This is a genomic window from Ideonella sp., from assembly GCF_044358605.1.
GTDB lineage: Bacteria > Pseudomonadota > Gammaproteobacteria > Burkholderiales > Burkholderiaceae_C > Ideonella.
The window spans coordinates 1-22564 of sequence record NZ_JBIKNQ010000072.1; the positions used below are offsets into that span (position 1 = coordinate 1).

Genomic DNA, 22564 nt, shown 5'->3' on the forward strand with positions numbered 1-22564 from the left:
CATGAAAACCGCACTAAATCGATGAAATTCGGGCTCGATTTCCCGCATCACGAAACGCACTCAACTCAGACTTTAAGTCGGGCGCCAAAGCTGCATGATCAAGGCGGTTTTTCAGCAGCCTGTTAGGCACCATCAAGGGCGGCCTAGCTGTCTTGGACAAGAGTTTGCGTAAGGTGGTGAGCGTTTGACACCGCTTGCATCTGGTGCACGAAGCCGGACCGTGTGGGTTCGTGTTGAGCCCCGGCCGGTGTCAGATGCCATTAACTTTGGGACGCGTCAGCCTTCAAGTATTTATTGGTTCTTGCTAAATAGGTCGTTTGGCGTGACACATTGAATTCCGTTGCTAGCGGCTCTTGCCGCAAACTTCTGATCGCTGGTGACCAATATTAACCCTTGATGCAATGCCACTTCACCAATTAGAGCATCCATCCACGGAATGTTCTTTGTGGCATTTCCCAGTAAATTCGTGCAAGCTGGATTAATATCATCGATCCATACTTGCTCTTCATCCCATTGCAACGCGTCTATCCATACGCCAGATAACAGCTGAAGTTTCTGAGGATCAACTCGATCGATGGTGGCTAGCAATGCTCGCCTTCTTTGTTCGTCAGGGATGTTTATTACTTCGCTCAGCTGAATATTTGTTATGAAGATGCTGCCAATGCTCCGTATCTCATTTGTGGCAATGGATTTATCGTGAAGATAGTCATAGACGTTGGAGTCAAAGATGTATTTCATGTCAGGCCGCTGATTGCAAAAGTGAAGGACTACCGTCGAGATTATTGGCACTTTGCAGCTTTATCGCACAGCGTCCGGTTGGATGCCGGGTTATGCATTTTCGCATATGCCGCGGATTTTTCATGATCTATGACCGTCACTGTATCCCCCTCTGTAAAAATAAAGTCCGGATGCACTGACTGGTTGGAGAAATATTTGTGCACACCCCGGAAGCTACGATTTTTGGTAACGAACTCAATATCTTCATCAATAATATATCCGTAGCGATCTATGCCTCTTCCATATAGGCCGTCGCCACCAAGAGGGTAGTTCTCGTATTTCTCGTCGTTGTATTTGCTATCTAGGATTTTCACGAAAGCCTTTTCGGCATCGGCAATCAACCATTCTTTTCGGGTTTTTATCGGTAGATCAATTTTATCGTCATCCCCGAAGGATACAATATTTAAATCTTCTACATCAAAAAAGAATATGAATATTTCATCCGTTAGCCTTGCGGTTGGGGTCATCTGTGTTTCGTTACTTAGAATTCTTGCCCTGTTTTTGTGCCCATTTTTAAATAGGCGAGAAAAACTGTCTTGTTTCTTGGAGATGCCCACGTAGTACAACTGGTACTTCGTAAAATCTCTAACATCGAGGGTGCCCGAGACGGGAAAACGCTTGCGCCATAGATCGTATAGAAATTTTTCCGTACTGGCCCAGTAGAGGAGTTCCTTCGCCTTCTTCCCCTTTTCGAAGGCCCACATCCGAAAAATCTGAGGCCCAATCTCGAACTCCACGTCTTTTTCTGAGTATATAGCGAGGTCTTCCAAGCGAACGGACAGGCCAGTTCTTGTGATATCACCACACGATAATGAAAACTCGAACCGACGATTTTCTTCGTCAATGCGATATTCACGAAAGTGCACTTCCTGGCGTTGGGCAAGCATATACAGCTTGCTACGACTTACGAATTCTCTTACAACGGGATCCTTCCACAGCCATTCGGCGCATTGGTTTGATACAGGCGGATATACAAGCTTCAAGAAGTTGATGGACGATTTCATTGAATCAAAATTCATAAATCTATGTGTGTCGACAGATGCCTGTCACCCGAAAAACCAGCAGCCTTAGAAAGGCTTGAGCGCGTGGCTCCTAAGTTCTTGTTAGGAATGATGATTTTCATGTTCAGACGCACTTTGAAATAGCACAGAAAATCCGGCAGTTCGGCTAAGCGGCCCTCAGCCACTTTACCGGCTTTGGCCCCTGGAAGAGCTCTTCTCAGTGCGCAATTTGCCCTCGATTTCCCTAATCTGTGCGTTACACGGTACCCACCCCAACCCCCCAGGTTTGCCCCCCAACCACCCCCTTTTTCTCACCGTTGCCCGCCGCCCCGCCTGCCTAGACTCAAGGCATGAAAGTCCATGTCTTGTGCCCAGCTTCTTCTGTCACCGGGGGGCCAGAGGCCCTGCACCAGTTTGTCGACGCCGGGCAGCGCCTGGGCTACGACATGGCCATGGTGTATTTGCCAGAGGATGACCCAGACCCCACGCCAGCGGTGTTCAAGATGTACCGGCCGCGGGTGGTGCGCGACATCGTCGATGCGCCTGACAGCGTGGTGGTGGTGCCAGAGACGGGCACGCTGCAATTGCTAGAGCTGCGCCACGCCACGCGGGCGCTGTGGTGGCTGAGCGTGGAGCACTTTGCCATGCGCAACGAGGCCATGCGCCAGGCGCAAAAGGCACAGCGCGGGCCGCTGGACTTTGTGTTTGACCCGCGTTTTGGCGTGGTGCACTTGGCCCAATCTGAATATGCGCGGCAGTTTGTGGCGCGCCAGGGCGCCAGTGCGCTGATGCTGACCGACTATGTGCGCGACGAGATCGTCGAGCGCGCCCGTGCGCTGCGCGGCGGCGAGAAGCAAAACATCGTGGCCTACAACCCTAAGAAGGGCTTGGAGTTCACGCAAAAGCTGATGGCGGCATCGCCGCCTGAGATCCAGTGGGTGCCGATTGAAAACATGAGCCCCGCCGAGGTGGCGCAATTGCTGGGCCGCTCCAAGGTGTATGTCGATTTTGGCCCGCACCCGGGCCGAGACCGCATCCCCCGCGAGGCGGCTTTGTGCGGCTGCGTGGTGATCACCAACACCCAGGGCAGCGCCGGTAACCCGGTGGATGTGCCCATTGGCGCCGACTACAAGTTTGACGAGCGCCACACCCTGTGCGTGCCGCAAGTGCTGGCCCGCATTGGTGAGGCCATGGTGGACCACGCCCGCATGGCCGAAGGCTTTGCGGCCTATCGCCAGTGGATCGAAGACCACCGCCAAGCCTTTTTGCAAGAGAGCTACACCTGCTTGGCCACGCTAGAGGCCCTGATCGCCCAGCGTGCCCGCCAGCGCCTGGCCGCCTAAGGAGCACCCTTTGAGCCCACTCCACACCGCCCCTGAGGCCGACATCCCCTTGCAAGCCCATATCTGTGTCGTCCACCCCTGGGGGGACACCCAAGCGCTGGAAACCCTGGACGCCGCACTGGCCCTGAAGCAAGACTTGCAAGCCGCAGGCCTGCCCGTCAGCTTGGCCCGCCAGCAGTTGCGCCCAGACGCCGTGAACTTTGTGTTTGGTGTGCAATACGGCTTTGACGCTGCCGCCGCTGCAGGCCACGCCTGTGTGTTGGTCAACACCGTGCCGCTCAAAACCGGCAGTATCGAGATGCCCCCGGCGGCGCTGCGCTTGCTCAAGCGCTGGCCGGTGCTTGAGACCCAGCCCGGCGCCGAGGCCAGCTACCGCAGCGGCCAGCCCGGCGAGCCGCCCCTGGCGCACTGGCTGCCCGGCCCGCTGCAGGGCGCCGCCCCCACCACCCCCTTGGCGCAGCGCCCTTTGGGCTTGCTGATGCCGGGCGAGGCGACGGCCCGCCAAGGCGCGCTGCTGGCTGGCATGGCCCAGATGGGCATTGGCGTAGAGCGCTGGGGCCACAGCCTGGCTGGCCCCGAGCGCCAAGCCTTGTGCGGCCAAGCCCGCGCCATGCTGATGCTGCTGCGTGAAGACGACGCGCCTGTCGATGCGCTGGGCATGGCCCTGGCGCTGCGCCACGGCACGCCCGTGCTGGCCGAGCGCGCAAGCGTCCCCCCCAGCTTGCCGCCGGCCTTGATGGCGGGCGTGCAATGGTTTGAGCCCACGCCGCAGTCTTTAACCCAAGCTTTGGCCGGTGGCGCACTGAGCGATGGCTTTGTGGCCCAAGCCGAACAAGCCTTGGCCCAGTGGCAAGCGGGGCCGCATGGCGGCGTGGCCGCTGCACTGGCTTTGGCCCAGGCCACCTGGGCCGCCAGCAGCACCGCCCGCCAAGCTGCGCCCCTGCTAGACCGCCTTCGCCTGCTGGGCGCCAACGAGGCCCGCTGGCCCGGCTGGTGGCATGTCCGTGCCCCGCAAGGCCTGCAAGCCCCCGATTGCGATGAAGTGCTGGACCTGGGCGCAGCCTTGCCCACCACCTGGGAGGCCCGCTTGGGCAGCTTGGCCGTGGTGGACTTAGGGCTGTGGCGCCCGGGCCGCCCCGACCATGCCGCCGCGCTGGGCGCCGCCGTGCGCCTGCTGGCCGAAGAGGGCTTGGTGGTGCTGCGCTGGCAGCCGCCGCAGGCCTCTAGCCGTACGCCTGAAGAGGCTTTGCACGAGGCCTTAGCGCCCTGGACCGACAGCTTTTGGGGCAGCGGCAGCTTTGAGCACCGCTTGCAACTGCGCCACGTGGGCTGGCAAAACGCAGAGGGCTTTCCGCAAGACGGGCCCCAAGGCGCCGCCAGCGCCCGGGTGGTGTTGGTCAAGCAGCCCACCAGCTTGGCCGAGCGGCAAAAGGCCCGCGCTGTGCGGGCCGACTTTGGGCTGAGCCAAGCCTAGGGCTCGGCCACCACCACGCAGTTGCGGCCAGCTTGCTTGGCCTGGTACATGGCGGCATCCACAGCGCGCAGCCAGCGGTCCGGGGTCAATCCAGGCTGCCAAGCGCTGACGCCCACACTCACGGTCACCGCGCCGTGCGGCAGGATGGCGGCGGTGGCAATGCGGGTGCGCAAGTCCTCGGCCAAGCCTTGTGCATCGCCCGGGGAGATGTTGCTCAGCACCAGCACAAACTCTTCGCCGCCGACGCGGTAAAGCTGGTCCCCCGCGCGCAAGTGCGCTTTGGCCATGTTCGCCACTCGGCGCAGCACATCGTCGCCCTCGGCGTGGCCAAGGCGGTCATTGATGGCCTTGAAGTGGTCCACATCAAACGACAGCAGCACGGCTTGCTGGGCGGGGTTGGCCTGGTCGGTCAGTTGGCGCAGCGCGTTGTCCAGGCCGCGCCGGTTCAGCGCACCCGTCAGCGGGTCGGTCAGGCTTTGGTCGACCAAGCGTTGCTGAAGCTCGTCCAACAGGCCGATCACCACGTTCAGCAGCAAGAGCGTCAGGCCCGCCGCCACCGCAAATCGCAAACAAGTTGCCAGGCCCAGATGAAAGTAAGCCAGGCCCGCGGCGGTGAGCAAGAACAAAGAGCAAGCCCCATCGGCATGCTTGCGCGGCAGCACCATGTAAAAAAACATGGTGGCCGGGAAGGCCCAATGCAGTGCCGCCCCGCCCAGAAAGTGCACCGAGCCCAACACCGCCAAAGACAAAGCCGCCACCAGCACGGGGTAGGGCAAGATGGGCCGGTCTCTGACGATCAGCGCCCAGGCATTGCCCCCAAAGATCAAGGCGGCCAGGAGGTCCATGGCCGCCAGCGCGTAGCGCCCCTCGCTGGCGTGAGACAGGCAAAAGGGCAGGATCGAGCACGCCGCAATCACACCCGTGCGTGCCGTGATGCGCCCACGAATGCTGAGAAGCACATTCGTGGGTGATCGGGGCTGGGTCGCGGACGCATCCATGCCGCTTGTATCGGCTGAATCCGGCCGAACTCCAGTCGGGGCTTTGCTGCCCCGGTGCGGGCGAGCGGCGGCTCCGGGGGGTTGGAGGCTCAGCGTGTGGGCAGCACCAAGGTCGAGCTGGTGGCTGAGGAGAACTCCACATTCATGCTGAAGGCCTCGCCAAAGCGCACTGGCGCGCCGTAGAGGCTGTCGGCGGTGTCCAGCACGATGCCAATGTGGTGGCCGGCGGGCAGGTCATAGGCGGTGGTCGCCAGGTCGATGGGGAAGTCGATGGTCTTGCGCGGCGTGGCCCAGTGCACGGCGCGCGCGCCGTGGGTGATGAGCGTGGCAAAGCCCAAGGGGTTCACGTCATACAAATAGGCCACCACCATGCCCCGGCTCTGGCTGGGGGTCACGCGCAGCTTGATTTGCGGAATGCCGCGGATCTGCAGGGTTTTGCTCAGGGCCGGGCCTTCATAGCGAATGCCGTGGTTCCAGGCCACGCTGGGCATGTAGTTCAGCACAGGCAGGCCAATGCTCTCGCCGGTGGTGGAGAGGATGGGGATCAGGCCGGTGGTGGCCGTGGTGTCCAGCAGGTTGCTCATGGCGTCGCTGCCGGCCTTGGTGTTCTTGGCGGTGGAGATCCCACCGTGGTGGCCCCGGAAGCAGAAGCACCAGATGTCCCAATAGAAGGCGCCGCGTGGGCTGAGGTGGTAAGTGGTGTTTTTCAGCTCCGGCGCGGGCCAGTTGGAGAGGGTTTCGCGGCGCGTGCTGAACTTGACTTGCCAATCGAGCTTGGCGCCTTGGTCAATGCCGTTTTGCTCGCCTTTCAAGAAACGGTTCATCCAGCGGCGGGCTTGGTCCATGGGGTAGTTGTCCAGCCCCAAAGTGGCGCCGGGCAGCTCGGTCATGCCGTGGATGCCGGGGTTGAGCAAAAACTTCTTAGGCCCGGTCAGTTGGCTGAACAGGCTCAGGCTAGAGGCCGACTGGAACATGTCGTCTTGCATGTTCTTGGAGATGAAGATCGGCACCTTGCGCTGGTTCAGCGCCGCCACAAAGGTCGAGGGCGAGCGCTCGGCGCCCCAGGCGCGGATCTCGTCGATCTTGCTCTTGGGCGTGTCGGGGTTTTGAATGGCCGCGCTGTATTCGCCCACGATAGGGTCCAAGCGGCCCGTCACTGCGCCAGAGAGAAAGAGGATGTTGGCCCAGGTGGGGTTGGGCGTGTCTTGGCCGTAGAGCTGGTCCATCAAAGTGCCCCAGCCCGACAAGGCGGTGACGGCCTTGATGCGGGTGTCTGCCGCAGCAGCCAGCAGCGAAAGGCCTGCGCCGTAGGAGATGCCGCTGGCGCCGATGTTGTTCACATCGGCCGGGGTGTTGGTCAGCATCCAGTTGATGGCAGAGGACACGTCCGACACATCTTGCGGCCCGGCCACGCCCACGGTGCCTTCCGACAGGTAGAAGCCCCGCGCCGTGTACGCCATGGCCACATAGCCCTCTTGTGCCAAGCGCTGTTGCTGGCCCAGGTATTCAAAAAAGTCCGCCGCAGCCCAAGAGGAGATGAACACCACGCCGGGGAATTTGCGGCCGGGCTGGTTGGCGCCTGCAGGCAGAAAGACATTCGCCGTCATCCGCACGCCATCGGTGCCCACCACGGTGTAGCCGGTGGCAAAGCAGGTGCCGTCGCGCGGCGAGATCACGCCGGGTTTGGCCAGTGGGCTGACCCAAGTGGCCGCCTCCAGCGGCGTGGCGGGGCGGCAGGTGATACCCGCCTGGGCGCCGGGTGCGGCCCAAATGCTGAGGCTGGCCGCAGCCAAGGCCAAGGTGTGGCGCCAACGACGGGCCAAGACGGAGCGGGAAGGGCGGGACGTGGTCATCACTTGTCTCCTTAAAAAGAACGATCGTTCGTTTTTATTGTGAGAGCTATGTTTCTTGGCTGATAGTCGTAAAAACCCGCTTCTGTGGGGAAAATGGCATGGAAGTGTTTCAAAGCGCGCGTCTGCACCGTTAACGTGCGTTTCAAGCGGTTTGGCGGCCAATGCCCCGTTGAGAGGCGGGCCCTTGGCGGCGCCAGGCCCAGATGAGCGACACTCCCAGCTACTTTGACGTTGAAAGTAGTCATGGATCGTCGTTCCTGCGTCTTGGCAGGCGCCGCAGGCGCCTTGTGCTCGGTGTTGCCCCAAGGGGCTCAAGCGCAGGCGACGCCCGCCACTGCGCCGGCCCGGCCGCCCGCTGCAGCTCGCCCCGCCGCCGCGCCGGCCCCCGCCGCTGGGCCAGCGCCGGTGCCCTTGCCGGTGCTGCGCGTCTTGATCCCCGGCAATGCCGGGGGCGGCTGGGACCAAACTGGCCGCGCACTGGGCGCAGCCATCCAGGCGGCCGGCTTGGCCCAAAAGGTGGAGTACGAAAACAAAGGCGGCAAGGGCGGCACCATCGGCCTGGCTGACTTTGTCGAGCGCTTCTCCAGTGACCCTGCGGCTTTGCTGGTGGGCGGCATGGTGATGGTGGGTGCCATCGCGGCAAGCCGCCCGAAGGTGACGCTGGCCCAGGTCACCCCTTTGGCGCGGCTGACCAGCGACTACATGGTGTTGGTCAGCGGTGCAACGTCCAAGATCAGGGACTTGAAAGACCTGGCCGACGAGATGAAGCGCGACCTCTCCAGTGTGGTGTTCACCGGCGGCTCGGCCGGTGGGGTGGACCACATGCTGGCCGCCATGATGGCGCGCCAGCTGCGTCTGGATGTCTCAAAGCTCAAGTACGAGCCCAACCCTGGTGGCAAAGAGGCCGTGGCCATGATCACCAGTGGCAAGGCCAGTGTGGCGATCTCCGGCTACAGCGAGTTCAAGGCCGATATTGAGGCCAAGGTCTTGACACCCCTGGCGGTGTCTTCACGCCGCAAGCTCTATGGCATTCCGTCGCTGTCTGAGGGCGGTATTCAAACGGATTTGGCCAACTGGCGAGGCGTGTTTGCCGCGGGCAAGATCAGCGAAGAGCAGCAGGCCAACCTGCGCCGCATCATCAGCCGGGCCACCGAGACGCCGCAATGGCGCCAAACCGTGGCCGAAAAGAACTGGAACGTGGCCACCTTGATCGGCAAAGACTTTGCCGACTCCCTGACCATTGAACAGGCCATGGCCGAGGCCATTGCCATGATCTTGAAGCTCAAAGCCTGAGCCTGCCCAACTCCTGCCAGAACCGGGAGATCAGTTCAAGGGCTGGCTGATGCCCCCGGCCAGCGACCACAGCAAGGCCATGGATTGCTGGCTGTCGTGCAGGGCATCGACATAGGCCAAGCGCAGGTTGAAGTGGTCGCCCTCGGCGGACATCACGTCAAACAAAGAGCGGCGGCCCAACTGCTGCCACTGCGCCAAGGTGTCTTCGCGCACGCGCTCGCTGTTGCGCAGCACGCCCACCACTTCGCGGGCGCGCACGGTGGACGATTCGGCTTGCTGGTGGACTTCGGCTAGGCGGCTGCGCAGAGATTCCAAGGCATCGTCGCGCTGCAGCTTGGCCGCGCTTGCGCGCAGGCGCGCGGCTTGGGCGGCCGGGTCTGCGCCGGGGTTCAAGATGGGCATGCTGAGGCTGACACCTGCATTCCAAGCGCCCGACTTTTCTTTGCCAATGGCCGTGCTCAGCCCCACGGCCAAACCCGCCTGAAACTTCTGCGAGGCCACCGTGGCCTGGGCCAAATTGGCGGCGGCTTTGGCCTGAGCGTCCAAGGCCACGATGTCAGCCGAGCGGACGGCTCTGTCTTGCAAGTCGGCCAGTGCCGGCACGCCGGGCAGCAGGGCCGAGAGGCTGGCGGGCTCGGGCAGTTCATCCCCCACCAAGCGCTTGAGGCGGGTTTCCGTCACGGCCAGCTGGGTGCGCGCCTGGGCCTGCGAGAGCTGCACTTGCTGCAGTGTTTTGCGGGCTTGCACCAGCTCGCTGCCACGGCCTTTGTCGGCTGCCACAATTTGCTCGAGTGAATCGACCAGCTTGCAGACCTTGGCCGCATACTGGCCCCACACCTGGGTGTGCAGGCGGTGGCGGCTGCGGTCCAGTGCCAGGTTCACGGTTTGCAGGGCCACTTGTTCAGACAAGCTGATCTGGCCTTGTTGGGCGGCATCAGCCAAGCTGGCGCGCCAGCGGGTGAGGTGTTCCACGCGGCCGTGGTCATACAGCGCCCACGAGAAGTTAACCCCGGTGCGCCACTGCATGCTCGACTTGTGCTCGCCACCTTCGGGCTTGCTGCCCGCTGGCCCGACGCTGGTGTTGAAGCTCAGTTGCGGCTTGCCAATGGCGCGCACCTCTTCCACATCGAAGCTGGCCGCGTCAGCCAGGAGCTTGGCAGCACCAATGGCTTGGCTGCGCTTTTGCGCGGCGGCCATCAGGCTGACCAGTTGCAAGCGTGCTGCGCTGGGGTCAGAGACTTCGCCTCGGCTGCTGGCAGAGGTATCGACACAGGCTGACGCTGCTTCGCTGCGCGTGCTCACCAGTGCGGCAGCCAGCAGGGCGATGACCACGGCTGCCAGCGCGCCGGGTTTGCCGGGCAGAGAAGGGCGGGGCGCTCTGGTGCGATAGCGGGCAGTGCGGTGGTGATAGGTGTCCATGGCAGGCAAGGGCACGAGAGCGCCCTGGTCGAAGTTGCTTGTGCAAAGTAGACCGCCACCTTGAGGGCCTTAAAGCGCGAATGAGCGCCGCTCTGGCCCTGCGTTTCTGCGGCAGGCGAGTGCCGCCACCTAGAATCACCGCTTTCGCATAACACCCCATCGACAAGGAACGGATGATGTTGAAGACAGTGTGGGCTGGCGCGATGTTGGCCCTGATGGGCGGTACGGCCTGTGCCGCCGAGCCCGGCAAGATCACCGGCTTTGCGGGCTTGGACTTAGGCGCCGGTGGCGACGTGTTGGTGCCCGTGCAGTACACCGATGGCACCAGCGACAACCTGCGTGCCGGCAGGGGCACGCAGTTCAAGCTGGGCCTGGATTACCGGCTGGAGCCGGAATGGTCGGTGGTGGGTAGCTTGGGCTATCACCTCAGCAGCGTCAGAGCCAGGAACGGCAGCGTCAAGTTTGAGCGCTTTCCCCTGGAGTTGATGGCCAAGTACCACTACAACGACCGCTTGCGCATTGGCTTTGGTGTGCGCATGCCCTTTGAGGCGCGCGTGTCATCCAGTGGCGCGGCCGTGCCAACGGTGGGCGACTATCGGCTCAGCAGCCGCAAGGGCTTGATCGTGGATGCGGAGTATTTGTTCGGTCAGTTTGGCCTCTCGCTGCGCTGGACGAATGAGAGCTATCGCCAGGGCACCAAGGAGATCGACGCAGCGCATTACTCCCTGGGTCTGAACTACTACTTCTGACCTCAGGCGTGCTTTAGCGTTCCCGGAAGGCCTCTTTGGCCTTCATCAAGGGGCGCAGCACAAAGTCCAGCACGCTGCGCTGGCCGGTGTTGATCTCCACCGTGCCCGTCATCCCGGGGATGAGGGGCAACTCCTTGCCCTGCGCCTGCAGGGTCGAGGTGTCGATGCTGACCAGGGCGCGGAACCACGTGGCGTCTGGCCCGCCACCGGGTTTGTCGGCGTCGCCCAGGGCGTCGGGGCTGATGGATTCGACCTTGCCGGTCAAGCCGCCATAGAGGTTGAACTCGTAAGCCGAGAGCTTCATGGTGGCGGTTTGGCCCACGCGCACAAAGCCAATATCAGCAGGTTTGACCTTGGCCTCCACCAGCAGGCGTGCGGTCTTGGGCACGATCTCCATGATGGGCGCACCGGGCCCGACCACACCGCCCAAGGTGTTGGCGCGGATGTTCTTCACCAGGCCATCAACGGGCGAGTTGAGCACCGTGCGCTTCACCACGTCTTCCCGCGCCACCATTTGCTCTTCCAGTTGCGCCAACTCGGCCTGCACTTTCAACAGCTCGGTGCTGGCCTCTTGCCGAAAGCGGTTGGCGCGCTCCAGGGATTGCTGGCGCATGTCGTTGATCTGGCGCTTCAGGCGCATCACTTCAACGTCGGACATCAAGCCGCGCTCGCTCATGTGCTGGGCCACGTTCAGCTCGCGCTGCACCAGCGCAATGCTGGTTTGGTTGGCGCCTATGGCTTCGGCCAACAAGCGGCGGCGGGCGGTGTAGGCGTCGGTTTCTGCGGCCACCAGCTTGGCTTCTCGCATCACGTCGTCGGGGAAGCTCAGCGCGCGGCCGTCTGCCTCGGCCTTGAGGCGCGCTAAGGTGGCTTTGAGGGACAGCACACGGGATGCACCCTCGCTTTGCTGCGATTCAAAGCGCGTCGGGTCCAGCCGCGCCAAAGGCTGGCCTGCCGTGACCTGGGCGCCTTCACGCACCATCAGCTCGCGCAAGATCCCGCCTTCCAGGCTGGAGATGACTTGCTCACGCCCTTCAGGCACCACCCGCGCCTCGGTGCGGGTGATCTGCTCGACTTGGGTGGTCGCGGCCCACAGCGCGATGGCGGCCACGCCCACCACGATCAGGTAGAGCGCGGCATTGGCGCCGGGGCGGGCATGCACTTGCTGGGCAGCTTTGACAGCGTCCAGAAACTTCAGATCCTCTTCGCGCACCGGGCGGTGTCGGTTGGCACCGCCTGAGCCGCCAAAGGGCCAGAAGCGCCAACGCGCCTTGGGCGGCGCGGCTGAAGAAGCGACATGCAGCGGTCGGCTTGCAGGCGGCGCCATGGCGCCACCACCACCCACCACGCCCTCGGCACGGCCCGACAGCACGGCACGCCAGCGCTTCTCTTTGCTCATGCGCCTGCTCCTGCCGCCTGGGCTGCTTGCGCCTTGGCGGCAGCGGCCGGGTGCGGGGCTTGGCCCGACAGCGCGGCCAGGACCTGGGCCTTAGGCCCGTCCATCAGGATGCGGCCGTTGTCCACCACGATCAGCCGCGTCACCAGTTCCAGCACGGCGGGGCGGTGCGTCACGGCCACCAACGTGCGCTGGCCCACCACGCTCTTCAAGCGCGAGAGGAAGGCGATTTCGGTTTGGGCATCCATCGAGCTGGTGGGTTCATCCATCAGCAAAATTTGCGGCGAAGTGATGAGGCAGCGCGCCAGCGCCACCAGTTGCCGCTGGCCACCAGAGAGCAGGGCGCCGCGCTCACCCACGGGCAAGTCCCAGCCCATGGGGTGGCTGGCCACCAGGCGGTCCAGCCCGGTGAGCTGGGCCACGGTGGGCAGGTGGTGGGCGTCGGCCGCGCTGCGGTCCAGCAGCACGTTCTCGCGCAGGCTGCCGCCAAACAGGCGCGGCTCTTGGGTCACAAAGCCCACCTTGGCGCGGAAGTCGGCGGGGTCGATCTGGCGCAAATCAATGCCGTCCACTTCCACGCGGCCTTGGGTGGGCTGATAGAGCCCGGCCAGCAGACGCAACAGTGTGGACTTGCCGCTGCCGATGCGCCCCAAGATGGCGACGCGATCACCCGGGTTGATGGTCAGCTCAATGTCTTGCAGCACCGTGGGGGCGAGGTCGTGGCCGGTGGGCGGGTAGGCAAAGCTGGCGTGGCGCAGGCCCAGGCCGCCTTTGAGGCGCGGGCGGGCCACATAAGCACGCTGCTCGTCGCGCTCCACCGGCATTTGCATCAGCCTGTCCAGCGCCTGCATGGCGGCCTTGGCGCCTTGGTAGCGAACCGCCAGCGAGACCACACTGCCCAGCGGCGCAATGGCGCGGCCAGCGAACATCACGGCGCCGATCAAAGCACCAGCGGTGATGATGCCGTCGCGAATGAGGTACACGCCCCAGACCAACATGATCAGCGTGACGGCCTGTTGGGCGGCGCTGCTGAGGTTGTTGCTCCAACTAGAGATGGAGCGCGCTTGCAGTGACGACGCCGCGGCCTGGGCCGTGGCGGTTTCATAGCGGTGCAAGAAGCGGCCTTGCGCACCGCTGGCCTTGAGGTCTTCCAGGCCTTCCACCGTTTCCACCAACACGGCTTGCAGGTCGGTCTGGTGGTTCAGGTTGGCCCGCATGGAGCGGCTGAGCGACCCTTGGATGACGGCCACGATGATGAGGATGACCGGGATGGACAGCAGCAGCACCCAACCCAGCGGCCCGCCGATCATGAAGGTCATGGCCACAAACAGGGCGATGAAGGGCAGGTCGGACAACGTGGCCAGCGTGGCCGAGGTGAAGAAGTCGCGCACCGTCTCGATCTGCGCCAAGTGGTGGGCATAGCCGCCGGACGATTGCGGGCGGTGCTCCATGCGCACGCCCAGGGTTTGGCGGAACAGCAGCGAGCCAATGATGAGGTCGGCCTTGCGGCCGGAGAGGTCGATCAAGTGGGCGCGGATCTGCTTGGCGGCCAGGTCCAGCAGCAGCGCCAACGCGGCACCGGCGGCCAGGGTCCAGAGCGTGACAAAGGCTTGGTGCGGAATGACCTTGTCAAACACCACCGAGGTGACTAAGCCGCCCACCATCATCATCACGTTGCTGACCAGCGCGGCCAGCATGGCTGAGCGGTAGTAAGGGCCAAAGCGGCGCAGCGTGCCCCATAGCCAATGGCTGCCAGGCTCGATCAAGGCGTCGGGTTGGTCGCGCCGGGCGTGCTGCCCCAAGCGCGGGGCAGCGGCCAGCACATGGCCGAGGTATTCGTCCAGCAACTCCGCCTCGGGCACCACACAGGTGGCGCCACTGGCCCCGGCCAAGACGATCTCGTAGTGGGTGTCGCCGCCGTCGGGCGAGAAGATGCGGCGGGTGATGACGCAGGCGTCGCCATCACGCAGCAAGGCGATGACGGGCAGCAGCAGGTTGGAGAGGTCTTCCAGCGGCCGCGCCAGCAACTGGGCGTGATAGCCCGCCTCTTGCAGCACGCGCACGGCCTGGTCGGGCTGTAGCCCACCACGCAGCGGCACGCCCGCCAGCAAGGACGCGGCGGAGCGCTCGCGGCCATGGTGGCGGGTCATCCAGAGGCAAGCTTGAAGCAGGGCGTCGGCCTCGGGGCCATCGGGCATGTCGGCGGCAGGCTGCCACAGCGGCACGCTGGAGGCCGGGGGGGCCGGTGGCTCAGGCGGCGGGGGCGGCGGCGTGGCTTGCTGCGGCGGCGCGGCACGGGGCGCTGCGGGCGCTGCAGGTGGCGGCTTGGGCGCTGCGGCGCGCACCGGGGGGGGCGCTGGGGGCGGCAGCGCGTCTTCAGGGGGCAGCGTGGGCACGGGCCGGGCTGGGGCGGCGGTGGCCGCAGTTGGGGCCGTGGTGGGCGCAGCGGTGGGCGCGACGTTGGGTGCAGCGTTGGGTGCGACGCTTTGCGCCTTAGGCGGCGCTGCGCCCAAAGGCTCGGCTGCACCTGGCGCGCTGCCATCGGCGTCGCCAGGGTCCGACAGGTCGGGGATGTCCCAGTCTTGCACTACGGCTGGTCCTGTTTAGGTCGGGTGGGAGGCTTGGCGGGCAGCGTGGGCCAGGGGCAGCAGCGCGTCTTCGATGTCGCGCACGCGGGCGGGCATGTCAAACAGCGGCGAGCTTCGGCCCTGCTCGGCCAGATAGCGCTTGAGCGAGGTGATGCGGCCGGGGTTTTGGCCCAGGCGAATGGCGCTGCGCTCGTAGTGGGGCAGGGTGTGGGTGATCAAGTCCGGCAGGCCTGCGGCGGTGAGCAAGCTGCCGGCCATGCGCGAGATATAGCTGCGGCCTGAGAGCGTGAGGATGGGCAGGCCCATCCACAGCGCGTCACTGGCGGTGGTGCCGGCGTTGTAGGGGAAGGTGTCCAGCATCAAGTCGGCCAGGGCGAAGCGGGCCAGGTACTCGGGCGGCGAGACGCGCGGCGCAAAGATCAGGCGCTCGGGCGCCACACCGTGGCTCAGCGCGCAGGCCAGCATGTTGTCGCGGGCCCAGTCGTTGTCAGCCAGCAGCCACAGCACGCTGCCGGGCACGGCCTTGAGCACCTTCATCCAACTGTTGAACACCTCGTCGGTGAACTTAAAGGTGTTGTTGAAGGAGCAGTAAACGAAAGCATCCTCAGGCAGGCCGTATTGGGCGCGCGTGGGGGTGGGTGCAACCTCGCGCTGCCGGTCGCTGACCTGATAGCAGTGCGGCACATGCAAGGGCCGCTCGGTGTGGAAGGGCTCCAGCTCTGGCGGCAGCACAAAGCGGTCGGACAAGATGTAGTCCACCCCAGGGATGCCGCAGGTGCCCGGAAAGCCCAGATAGCTGACCTGCACCGGGGCGGGCCGCTGCACCAAGATGCCGGGGCGCGCGCCGTTGGTCAGGCCTTGCAGGTCGATGAGGATGTCCACGCCCAAACTGGTGATCAGCCGGGCGGCGGTGGTGTCGTCCAAGTGGCCGATGCGCACATGGTGGTCCAGGGCTTTGATCAGCCGGGCGCGTTGTGGCGTGCCGTCGTCTTTGCTCCAGCAAAAGCCATAGACCTCGAAGCGCTCGCGGTCGTGCAGTTCCAGCAGCTCAGGCGTGAGCAGGCCCACGGCATGCAGGCACAGGTCGCCACTCAGGTAGCCGATCTTGATCTTGCCCTCGCGCTTGGGGCCTAGGCTGTGCAGTGGCACGGCAGGCGGCGCGGGCAGGCGGTCGTGCACAAAGCGTTGCGCGGCCAGCAATTGCAAGGCAGGGTCGTCGCTGGCGCCCAGCATGGCCAAGGGCGAAGTGCCCAGAAGCAGCTGGTTGCGGGTGACCTGGGCCACCGGCTGCCACACCGGCCACTCGCATTGCTTTTGGCGGATGTGGACGTAGTGCTGCAGCACATCAAACTGGGCGGCCTTGAGGCCCAGGCTCTTGACCATCAGCGCCTCGGCCTGGTCGAAGCGGCGCAGGGTCTCGGTCAGGCGCGCCATATTGTTCAAGGCATGCAGGCGCAGGTTTTGGGCGTCGTGGTGGGTGTCGGCCGTGGTGTCCACCACGGCCTGCCACTGGGCCAGGGCTTCTTCGGGCTGGCCTTTGCGCTCCAGCGCATGGCCCAGGTTCAGGCGCGCTTGCTGAAAGTTGGGGAAGAGCGCCAGGGCTTGGGCGTAAGCGGCCTCGGCCTCGTCGTCGCGTTGCAGCGCGGCCAGAAGCGTGCCCTGGTTGAAGCAGGCCACATGGCGCAGCGGGGCGTCGTTGTGGGCCAGCCATTCGGCATACAGCACAACGGCCTGCGCGGTGTGCCCTTGGTTCTGCCAGGTCTGCGCCAGATCCAACAGGTCATTGAGCGGCATCTGGCCGGCACGGGCGCGTTCCAATGCGGCCGCTTGCTGGGCGTCGGGCGCAGTTGGCGTGGCGTGGCTGCTACCAGGGGCTTGGAGGGTAGAGGTGGTGCTCATAGGAGAGAATTCGCTTTCCCCTGATGCTAAGAACAAGCTTGCGGCGCTAAGTGCCAGAAAAGCCAGCCCAAGCCCCGCCACTTCGGCCACCACCGCCTCTTTCATGCGACTCTCCGACATCCGCCGCCAACTGGCCGACCTGGGCGCAGCCCCGGTGCATCAGCAGCGCCTGCTGCGCCCTTGGGTGCAGGCCTTGCCCATGGAGTCGGCCAAAAAGCCCCTGCAGACCTTTTTGCCCAAAGCCCTGTTCCAGGCTTTGCCTGAGCTGCTGGCCCAGTGGGAGGGCCTGGCGCGTCTGCACTCGGTACACCCGGGCGAAGACGGCGAGCGCCTGCTGGTGGCCTTGGCCTCGGGCCAAACGGTGGAGAGTGTGCTGCTGCCGCGCGGTGGCCTGTGTGTCTCCACCCAGGTCGGCTGTGCCGTGGGCTGCCGCTTTTGCATGACTGGCAAAGACGGCCTGATCGCCCAGGTGGGCAGCGCCGAGATCGTGGCCCAGGTGGTGCTGGCGCGCCGCCGCCGGGCGGTGAGCAAGGTGGTCTTCATGGGGATGGGCGAGCCCGCGCACAACCTGGACAACGTGCTGGAGGCTATTGAGTTCTTGGGCACGCTGGGCAATATCGGCCACAAGAATTTGGTGTTTTCGACGGTGGGCGACGAACGTGCTTTTGAGCGCTTGCCTCAGGGCATCGTCAAACCCGCCTTGGCGCTGTCTTTGCACACCAGCCGGGCTGATTTGCGGGCCGAGTTGCTGCCCCGCGCCCCGCGCCTGAGCCCGGAGGAACTGGTGCAGCGCGCTGACGAATACGGCCGCGCCACGGGCTACCCCGTGCAGGTGCAGTGGACGCTGATCGACGGCGTGAACGACACACCTGAAGAGGTGGAAGGGATCACCCGGCTGCTGAGCGGACGCTATGCGGTGCTCAACCTCATCCCTTACAACAGCGTGCCTGAGTTGCCCTACCGGCGCCCGGCCTGGGAGAAGGCCGCGGCCATGGCTCGCACCTTGCACCAGCGCGGCATCTTGACCAAGCTGCGCCACTCTGCCGGGCAAGATGTGGATGGGGGCTGTGGCCAGCTGCGGGCGCGGCAGTTGCCGAGCGCTGGGGTGATCCCCATCCAGGCCAGATAAGCGCCAGCAAAGCGGCTGTTTTCAGGGGATGGCTGGGGCTATAGCCTCTTACGCTTTAGGGAGATCGGCCGATAGCCCCCAGAGATGGCGGCGCGAGCGGATGCCATCTGCGCTAGCGCAAGCGGTCTTGCCGGCGCTGCTGAAAGGTCACTATGCAGTCGTTGAGACATATCTCCATTGGGGCGCGCCTGACGGTGCTGATTGGCATTTTGCTGAGCTTGATGCTGGTGGTGGCCGGCTCATCGCTATGGCGCATGAGTAGCTTGAACGACGACATGTTGTCGCTGTACAAGGGCCGAGTCGTGCCGCTGACCCAGTTGAAGGTGGTGGCGGACAGCTATGCCGTGGCCATTGTGGATGCCGCCCACAAGGTGCGCGATGGCGCCATGCCTGCCGACAAAGCCATTGCCGCCATTGAGCAGGCTCGCAAAGACATCCAAACCGCATGGGCGGCCTATGCCCAGTTGCCCAAAGAGGGCGAGGAAGTGGCGCTGGCCCAAGCCGTTGAGGCGCTGATCAAAACCGCAGACGCCACCGCGATTGAAGAAATGCGCCTGATGAAGGCAGATGACCGAACCGCGCTGGCTCAGTTTGCGGCGAGTGCCCTGTATCCGGCCATTGACCCGGTGAGCGAGGCGGTGAGCAAGCTGGTGGAGTTTCAGCTGAAGGATGCGCAGGCCGACTATGAGCATGGGCAGCAGGTCTACACCACCGCGCTGTGGCGAGTGGGTGCGATGTTGGCCGTGGCCCTGCTGTTTGGCGCTGGCGCAGCGGTGTTGGTGACCCGCTCCATCACCGGCCCCATCGCCGAGGCCGTGCATGTCGCCCGAGCCGTGGCCGCAGGGGACCTGCAGGTCAGGGTTGAAGCCCTGGGCCGAGATGAGTCCGCCCAAATGCTGCGGGCGCTCTCGGACATGACTCACGCCTTGGCCACGGTGGTGGGCGATGTGCGCCACGGCGCAGACAGCATTGCGACCGGGGCAGCACAGATCGCAGCCGGCAATGCAGACCTGAGCCAACGTACCGAAGAGCAAGCTGCCAACCTAGAGCAAACCGCTGCGGCCATGGAGCAACTCAGCTCCACCGTCAAACACAATGCGGACACAGCCCAGCAAGCCAACCAACTCGCCGCCTCCGCCAGCGAGGTCGCCATGCGCGGCGGCACGGTGGTCGACCAGGTGGTCAGCACCATGGGCGAGATCAGTGCCAGTTCCAAAAAAATCGGCGAGATCATCGCCACCATCGACGGCATCGCCTTTCAGACCAATATCCTGGCCCTCAACGCCGCCGTGGAAGCCGCCCGCGCCGGCGAGCAAGGCCGCGGCTTTGCCGTGGTGGCCAGCGAGGTGCGCAGCCTCGCCCAGCGCAGCGCCGAAGCCTCTAAAGAGATCCGCACCTTGATCAGCGGCAGTGTTGAGAAGGTGGAAGCCGGCTCACGCCTGGTGGGCGATGCCGGCACCACGATGACCGAGATCGTCTCCCATGTGCGCCGCGTGGCCGACTTGATTGGCGAGATCAGCCATGCCTCCACCGAGCAAACCACCGGCATTGGCCAGGTGAGTGATGCGGTGGGCCAACTCGACCATGTCACGCAGCAAAACGCCGCCCTGGTGGAGCAAAGCGCCGCTGCCGCAGAAAGCCTGAGCCACCAGGCCAGCAAGCTGCAGGTGGCGGTGCAGAGGTTTCAGCTAAGCGCCTGAGTTGCGGGTGCGGCCAGCTCAACCCCGCCGCGCCGCTTCACCGTGAAGTTCATTGTCAGCACCTGGCCTTGGCTGTTGCACTAGCCCCAGCCTTCTGATGCCAGCGGCAAGGCATTCAGTTCTTTGCGTGCTTCGCGCCATTGGGGCCAATGCCGGTCTAGCAAGGCCACAAAGCGTTCGCTGTGCGTGGGCTCCAGCAGGTGCGCCATCTCATGCACCACCACGTATTCCACCAGGTCCTTGGGTTTCTTCACCAGTTCGGTATTCAGGCGGATGTGTCCAGCCCGGTGGTTGCAGCTTCCCCACTTTTTTTCATGCGCTGCAAGAATTAGCGTGCAACTTTGTCATCAGGTGCCGTATCCCCAACAGCCAATGACTTTCGCGTTCGCGAAACCTGCGCGGCGTTTCACGGGCCTGGGCTTTCATCGCGGCCTGTTGCTGGCGTTTCTAGGCTGCCTGCGCTCTTGGTGGCCGTGAGCCGGGCTATGTCGCGTTCTTGGGTGACCCGTTCAGGGCGTAGCGCATGGCTCAGGCTTTGGGCGTGAGGGCGCGCAGGCCGACTTGCCCGGCGGGTGTGAGGCGGTAGCGTTGCTGGCTACTCAGCGGCTTGTCTGGGATTGTCATTTCAATGAAGCCCGCATCCAGCGCGGGTCGCAGGTAGGTGCCCAGAAAATGCTTTCTGTCCTTCAGGCCCAGTGCCGTTTGAATCTCCACCCGTTTCATCTCGCCGACGATGGCAGTCAGTAGGCGCTGGACCTCGGGCGTGACTTGGGGGGGGACTTGTGGGGTGACTTGTGGGGTGACTTGTGGGGTCGCCACCCGCCACACCACCGCCCGGAACTGGTTGGCGTCGCGCTCGTCCACCAAATCGATCTTGGGCCAGGCGCCCAGCGCTCGCGGCACGCCAGTGCCCAGGCCCCGATAGGGCAGGATGTGCGCCGCGTGCTCGGCCAACACTTTGTTGCGGCGGTTCGAGATGCCGGTGCGAATCTGCTCTGGCGTCAGGCTATCTGGCAAATGGCCGGGGCTGATGATCTCCACTCGGTCGGTGAACACAAACAGCCGGATCGTGGCGCTGATAAAAAAATCCCGGTGCACCAGCGCGTTCACCAGCAGTTCCACAAAGGCTTCTTCTGGCACCTCCAACTGCCCCAGGGTGTTGAAACCTCGGCCCGCTTGCACATGGTGCAGGCTGCGCTTGATGAAGGCCATGCCCCGCTGAAACTGCTCGGCCAACGTACCGTCTATGTTTTCGCTGTCCAGGTAGTTCAGGTCACCCAGGTGGGTTCCTGGGAACCATACCGCCCCCACTTGGCAGACCTGCAGCAGCCGCTGCGGCTGCTTGCCGAACAGCAGCAGCCCTGCCAGGTTGGGCACGCCGTCTTGCGCCAGTTGCAGGTTCTCCATCAACTGCACCACGGGCAGGCCAGCGGCCTCCAGGCTTTGGCCATAGCGCCGCTCGAAGTAACGGCCAAAGGCCCGCTCGTCAATGTCTGTCGGCGTGGCGTTTCGCACCGGCACCTGGTCGGCCTGCAGCAGCCCGGCGCGCTGAAACATGCGCTGCATTTCTTCGCGCGCAGTCACATGGCGCTTGTCGGCCCCGCTCTTCACCCACACCCGGCCCTGCAAGTCCATATAGGGCTTGTTCAGCCCATCGGGCACCGTGACCACCATCACCACCCCCTGGGCGGTTTGCACGTTGTGGCTCACCGGGCTCAGCGGTGGGCGCACATGCTGGCTGGCCGTGTTGCTCACCAGTTGGTTCAGCCGCCGCACGGCGGCGGCGTCCAGCCCAGCAACGCTGCCGTCGTCCGCCACACCCAACAACACCTGGCCACCCCCGCTGTTGGCCAAGGCCACCAGCTCGGCGGCCAAGCCGTCGGTGTTGGTGGCGTCGCGCTTGAACTGATGCTGGCTGTCTTCGCCGCAGGCCAGGATGCGTTGGAGGTCGGATTCAGTCATGGACATTGCCCCAAGGCCCTAGTGGCATCAAAATCAAACATGCGAAAAACACCGACACCGCAACCCAAGAAGCCTAGCCGGAAGGCCGTACTGCGTGCCGTGGCTAGTTCCACTGCCTTGGAAACCGGCCAAAGTGTTGTGGAGTTGGAGAGACGGCTACAGCAACCCTGCACGCGATTCGCAAACATCAAGCTGGCTCGCTGAGTTGATCCTTCAGTGCTATGCACCAACCTCCAGCCGCTTGGGTGAGCAAGAAGTTTGCTAGCAATGCGACCGGACGTGCAGATTGTTGATGGAAATGCCAGAAACATGACTAAATCGCACTAACAGGTCGCTTGGTGAAATCACCGTGCCAAACGATCAAGCGATTGATGTCTTCTCTAAGCTCATCTGGAGCAGGTAAATCCACAGGGGCCTCGCTGGACTGGCTGTGTTCATAACGCGAGTATTTCGACATCAACTCTTCGATCAAATCGCAATCTTCGCGTTTGATCTTGGCAAGACTATGGATCTTGCCTTGAGTGGTGACGGCGCGTCGATGTCGTTGAACGACATCGGCCAACAGCACGAACTCGACCATTCTTTCCAGCAAGGTTCTGAAGTCGCTGCAGATCGCCTTCCCAAGTGGGTAGTAGGCCTCGCTGCCCTCGGTTTCAAAGACTTTTCGGGCTTGAGTAAGTCTGGTGTTCCGTAGGTCATTGAGGGCCGGGTCAGGCTTCTTTCCATACAAAGGCACATCACCAGTCTCACCGGCTCCCCAGGTCTCTTGTCGGATGTGAATAGAGGCCACGTCTTGAGCTTTCTCGCCGATGAGCCCCATAAAGCTGAGTCGATGAGTGAACACGATCACCTGACGCTGACCCTGTCCCCGAATCAGTACCGCTCAGAAGTAGAACTTTCCGGCTCCTTTGACATCGGCAGTGGGGCCTGCTGGCCGCATTGCCGGGCGAATTCGGCGGGTGTAGCCCAGTCTAGCGCGGAGT

Annotated in this window: 17 protein-coding genes; 6 read left to right on the plus strand and 11 right to left on the minus strand. The window is 63.6% G+C overall.

Features of this window, described 5'->3' with window-relative positions; translation table 11 throughout:
• Positions 1 to 291 precede the first annotated feature (291 nt).
• Entirely contained in the window at positions 292 to 738 is a 447-nt protein-coding gene (locus ACIQ3Q_RS19815; RefSeq protein ID WP_396270932.1) for a type II toxin-antitoxin system VapC family toxin, read from the minus strand.
• 41 nt (positions 739 to 779) lie between these two features.
• Positions 780 to 1796: a hypothetical protein gene (locus ACIQ3Q_RS19820; protein ID WP_396270933.1), complete on the minus strand. Its 1017-nt coding sequence runs from the start codon at positions 1794 to 1796 to the stop codon at positions 780 to 782.
• 332 nt (positions 1797 to 2128) lie between these two features.
• On the opposite strand from ACIQ3Q_RS19820, the gene ACIQ3Q_RS19825 reads away from it, so the two are divergent.
• Both ACIQ3Q_RS19825 and ACIQ3Q_RS19830 read left to right on the plus strand, forming a co-directional pair.
• On the plus strand, positions 2129 to 3121 hold the full coding sequence (locus ACIQ3Q_RS19825; protein WP_396270934.1) for a hypothetical protein: 993 nt from the start codon (positions 2129 to 2131) through the stop codon (positions 3119 to 3121).
• A gap of 10 nt (positions 3122 to 3131) precedes the next feature.
• Positions 3132 to 4595 carry a hypothetical protein gene (locus ACIQ3Q_RS19830; protein WP_396270935.1) on the plus strand — a complete coding sequence of 488 codons (1464 nt, stop codon included), beginning with the start codon at positions 3132 to 3134 and terminating at the stop codon, positions 4593 to 4595.
• On the opposite strand, the gene ACIQ3Q_RS19835 is transcribed toward ACIQ3Q_RS19830, so the two are convergent.
• Both ACIQ3Q_RS19835 and ACIQ3Q_RS19840 read right to left on the minus strand, forming a co-directional pair.
• Positions 4592 to 5593: a GGDEF domain-containing protein gene (locus ACIQ3Q_RS19835; protein WP_396270936.1), complete on the minus strand. Its 1002-nt coding sequence runs from the start codon at positions 5591 to 5593 to the stop codon at positions 4592 to 4594. The two genes, ACIQ3Q_RS19830 and ACIQ3Q_RS19835, sit on opposite strands and share 4 nt — an antisense overlap.
• An 89-nt stretch (positions 5594 to 5682) precedes the next feature.
• Complete coding sequence (locus tag ACIQ3Q_RS19840; protein ID WP_396270937.1) at positions 5683 to 7446, minus strand: CocE/NonD family hydrolase; 1764 nt, start codon at positions 7444 to 7446, stop codon at positions 5683 to 5685.
• 243 nt (positions 7447 to 7689) lie between these two features.
• Between ACIQ3Q_RS19840 and ACIQ3Q_RS19845 the strand changes: the two genes are divergently transcribed.
• The gene (locus ACIQ3Q_RS19845; RefSeq protein WP_396270938.1) at positions 7690 to 8739 is read left to right on the plus strand and encodes a Bug family tripartite tricarboxylate transporter substrate binding protein; all 1050 of its coding nucleotides are present in this window, start codon (positions 7690 to 7692) and stop codon (positions 8737 to 8739) included.
• Between the two features lie 30 nt (positions 8740 to 8769).
• Here the strand turns inward: ACIQ3Q_RS19845 and ACIQ3Q_RS19850 are convergent, their stop codons facing one another.
• A complete protein-coding gene (locus ACIQ3Q_RS19850) occupies positions 8770 to 10173 on the minus strand; it encodes a TolC family protein (protein ID WP_396270939.1) in 1404 nt (467 codons plus the stop codon).
• A 161-nt stretch (positions 10174 to 10334) separates the two neighbouring features.
• On the opposite strand from ACIQ3Q_RS19850, the gene ACIQ3Q_RS19855 reads away from it, so the two are divergent.
• Positions 10335 to 10907: a hypothetical protein gene (locus tag ACIQ3Q_RS19855; RefSeq protein ID WP_396270940.1), complete on the plus strand. Its 573-nt coding sequence runs from the start codon at positions 10335 to 10337 to the stop codon at positions 10905 to 10907.
• A 13-nt stretch (positions 10908 to 10920) separates the two neighbouring features.
• On the opposite strand, the gene ACIQ3Q_RS19860 is transcribed toward ACIQ3Q_RS19855, so the two are convergent.
• From ACIQ3Q_RS19860 to ACIQ3Q_RS19870, 3 genes are read right to left on the minus strand one after another with little or no spacing between them, the layout of a single operon-like run.
• A complete protein-coding gene (locus tag ACIQ3Q_RS19860) occupies positions 10921 to 12306 on the minus strand; it encodes an HlyD family type I secretion periplasmic adaptor subunit (protein ID WP_396270941.1) in 1386 nt (461 codons plus the stop codon).
• Positions 12303 to 14891 (minus strand): type I secretion system permease/ATPase, encoded by a 2589-nt coding sequence (locus tag ACIQ3Q_RS19865; RefSeq protein ID WP_396270942.1) that lies wholly within the window; start codon positions 14889 to 14891, stop codon positions 12303 to 12305. The genes ACIQ3Q_RS19860 and ACIQ3Q_RS19865 overlap by 4 nt, the downstream gene beginning before the upstream one ends.
• 15 nt (positions 14892 to 14906) lie before the next feature.
• The gene (locus tag ACIQ3Q_RS19870; RefSeq protein WP_396270943.1) at positions 14907 to 16790 is read right to left on the minus strand and encodes an acetylglucosamine transferase; all 1884 of its coding nucleotides are present in this window, start codon (positions 16788 to 16790) and stop codon (positions 14907 to 14909) included.
• 103 nt (positions 16791 to 16893) lie between these two features.
• Here ACIQ3Q_RS19870 and ACIQ3Q_RS19875 point away from each other — a divergent pair, with 103 nt between their 5' ends.
• Positions 16894 to 17919 (plus strand): RNA methyltransferase, encoded by a 1026-nt coding sequence (locus ACIQ3Q_RS19875; RefSeq protein WP_396270944.1) that lies wholly within the window; start codon positions 16894 to 16896, stop codon positions 17917 to 17919.
• A 152-nt stretch (positions 17920 to 18071) separates the two neighbouring features.
• Entirely contained in the window at positions 18072 to 19619 is a 1548-nt protein-coding gene (locus ACIQ3Q_RS19880; RefSeq protein ID WP_396270945.1) for a methyl-accepting chemotaxis protein, read from the plus strand.
• Between the two features lie 80 nt (positions 19620 to 19699).
• Here ACIQ3Q_RS19880 and ACIQ3Q_RS19885 read toward each other — a convergent pair whose 3' ends face one another.
• The 3 genes from ACIQ3Q_RS19885 to ACIQ3Q_RS19895 all read right to left on the minus strand — a co-directional run bounded on the left by ACIQ3Q_RS19885 (position 19700) and on the right by ACIQ3Q_RS19895 (position 22431).
• Positions 19700 to 19948: a M48 family metallopeptidase gene (locus ACIQ3Q_RS19885; protein WP_396270948.1), complete on the minus strand. Its 249-nt coding sequence runs from the start codon at positions 19946 to 19948 to the stop codon at positions 19700 to 19702.
• A 199-nt stretch (positions 19949 to 20147) separates the two neighbouring features.
• Positions 20148 to 21581, minus strand: a complete 1434-nt coding sequence (locus ACIQ3Q_RS19890; protein ID WP_396270946.1) for a Fic family protein — start codon at positions 21579 to 21581, stop codon at positions 20148 to 20150.
• Positions 21582 to 21894: 313 nt separating this feature from the next.
• Positions 21895 to 22431 carry a hypothetical protein gene (locus ACIQ3Q_RS19895; protein ID WP_396270947.1) on the minus strand — a complete coding sequence of 179 codons (537 nt, stop codon included), beginning with the start codon at positions 22429 to 22431 and terminating at the stop codon, positions 21895 to 21897.
• Between the last annotated feature and the right edge of the window lie 133 nt (positions 22432 to 22564).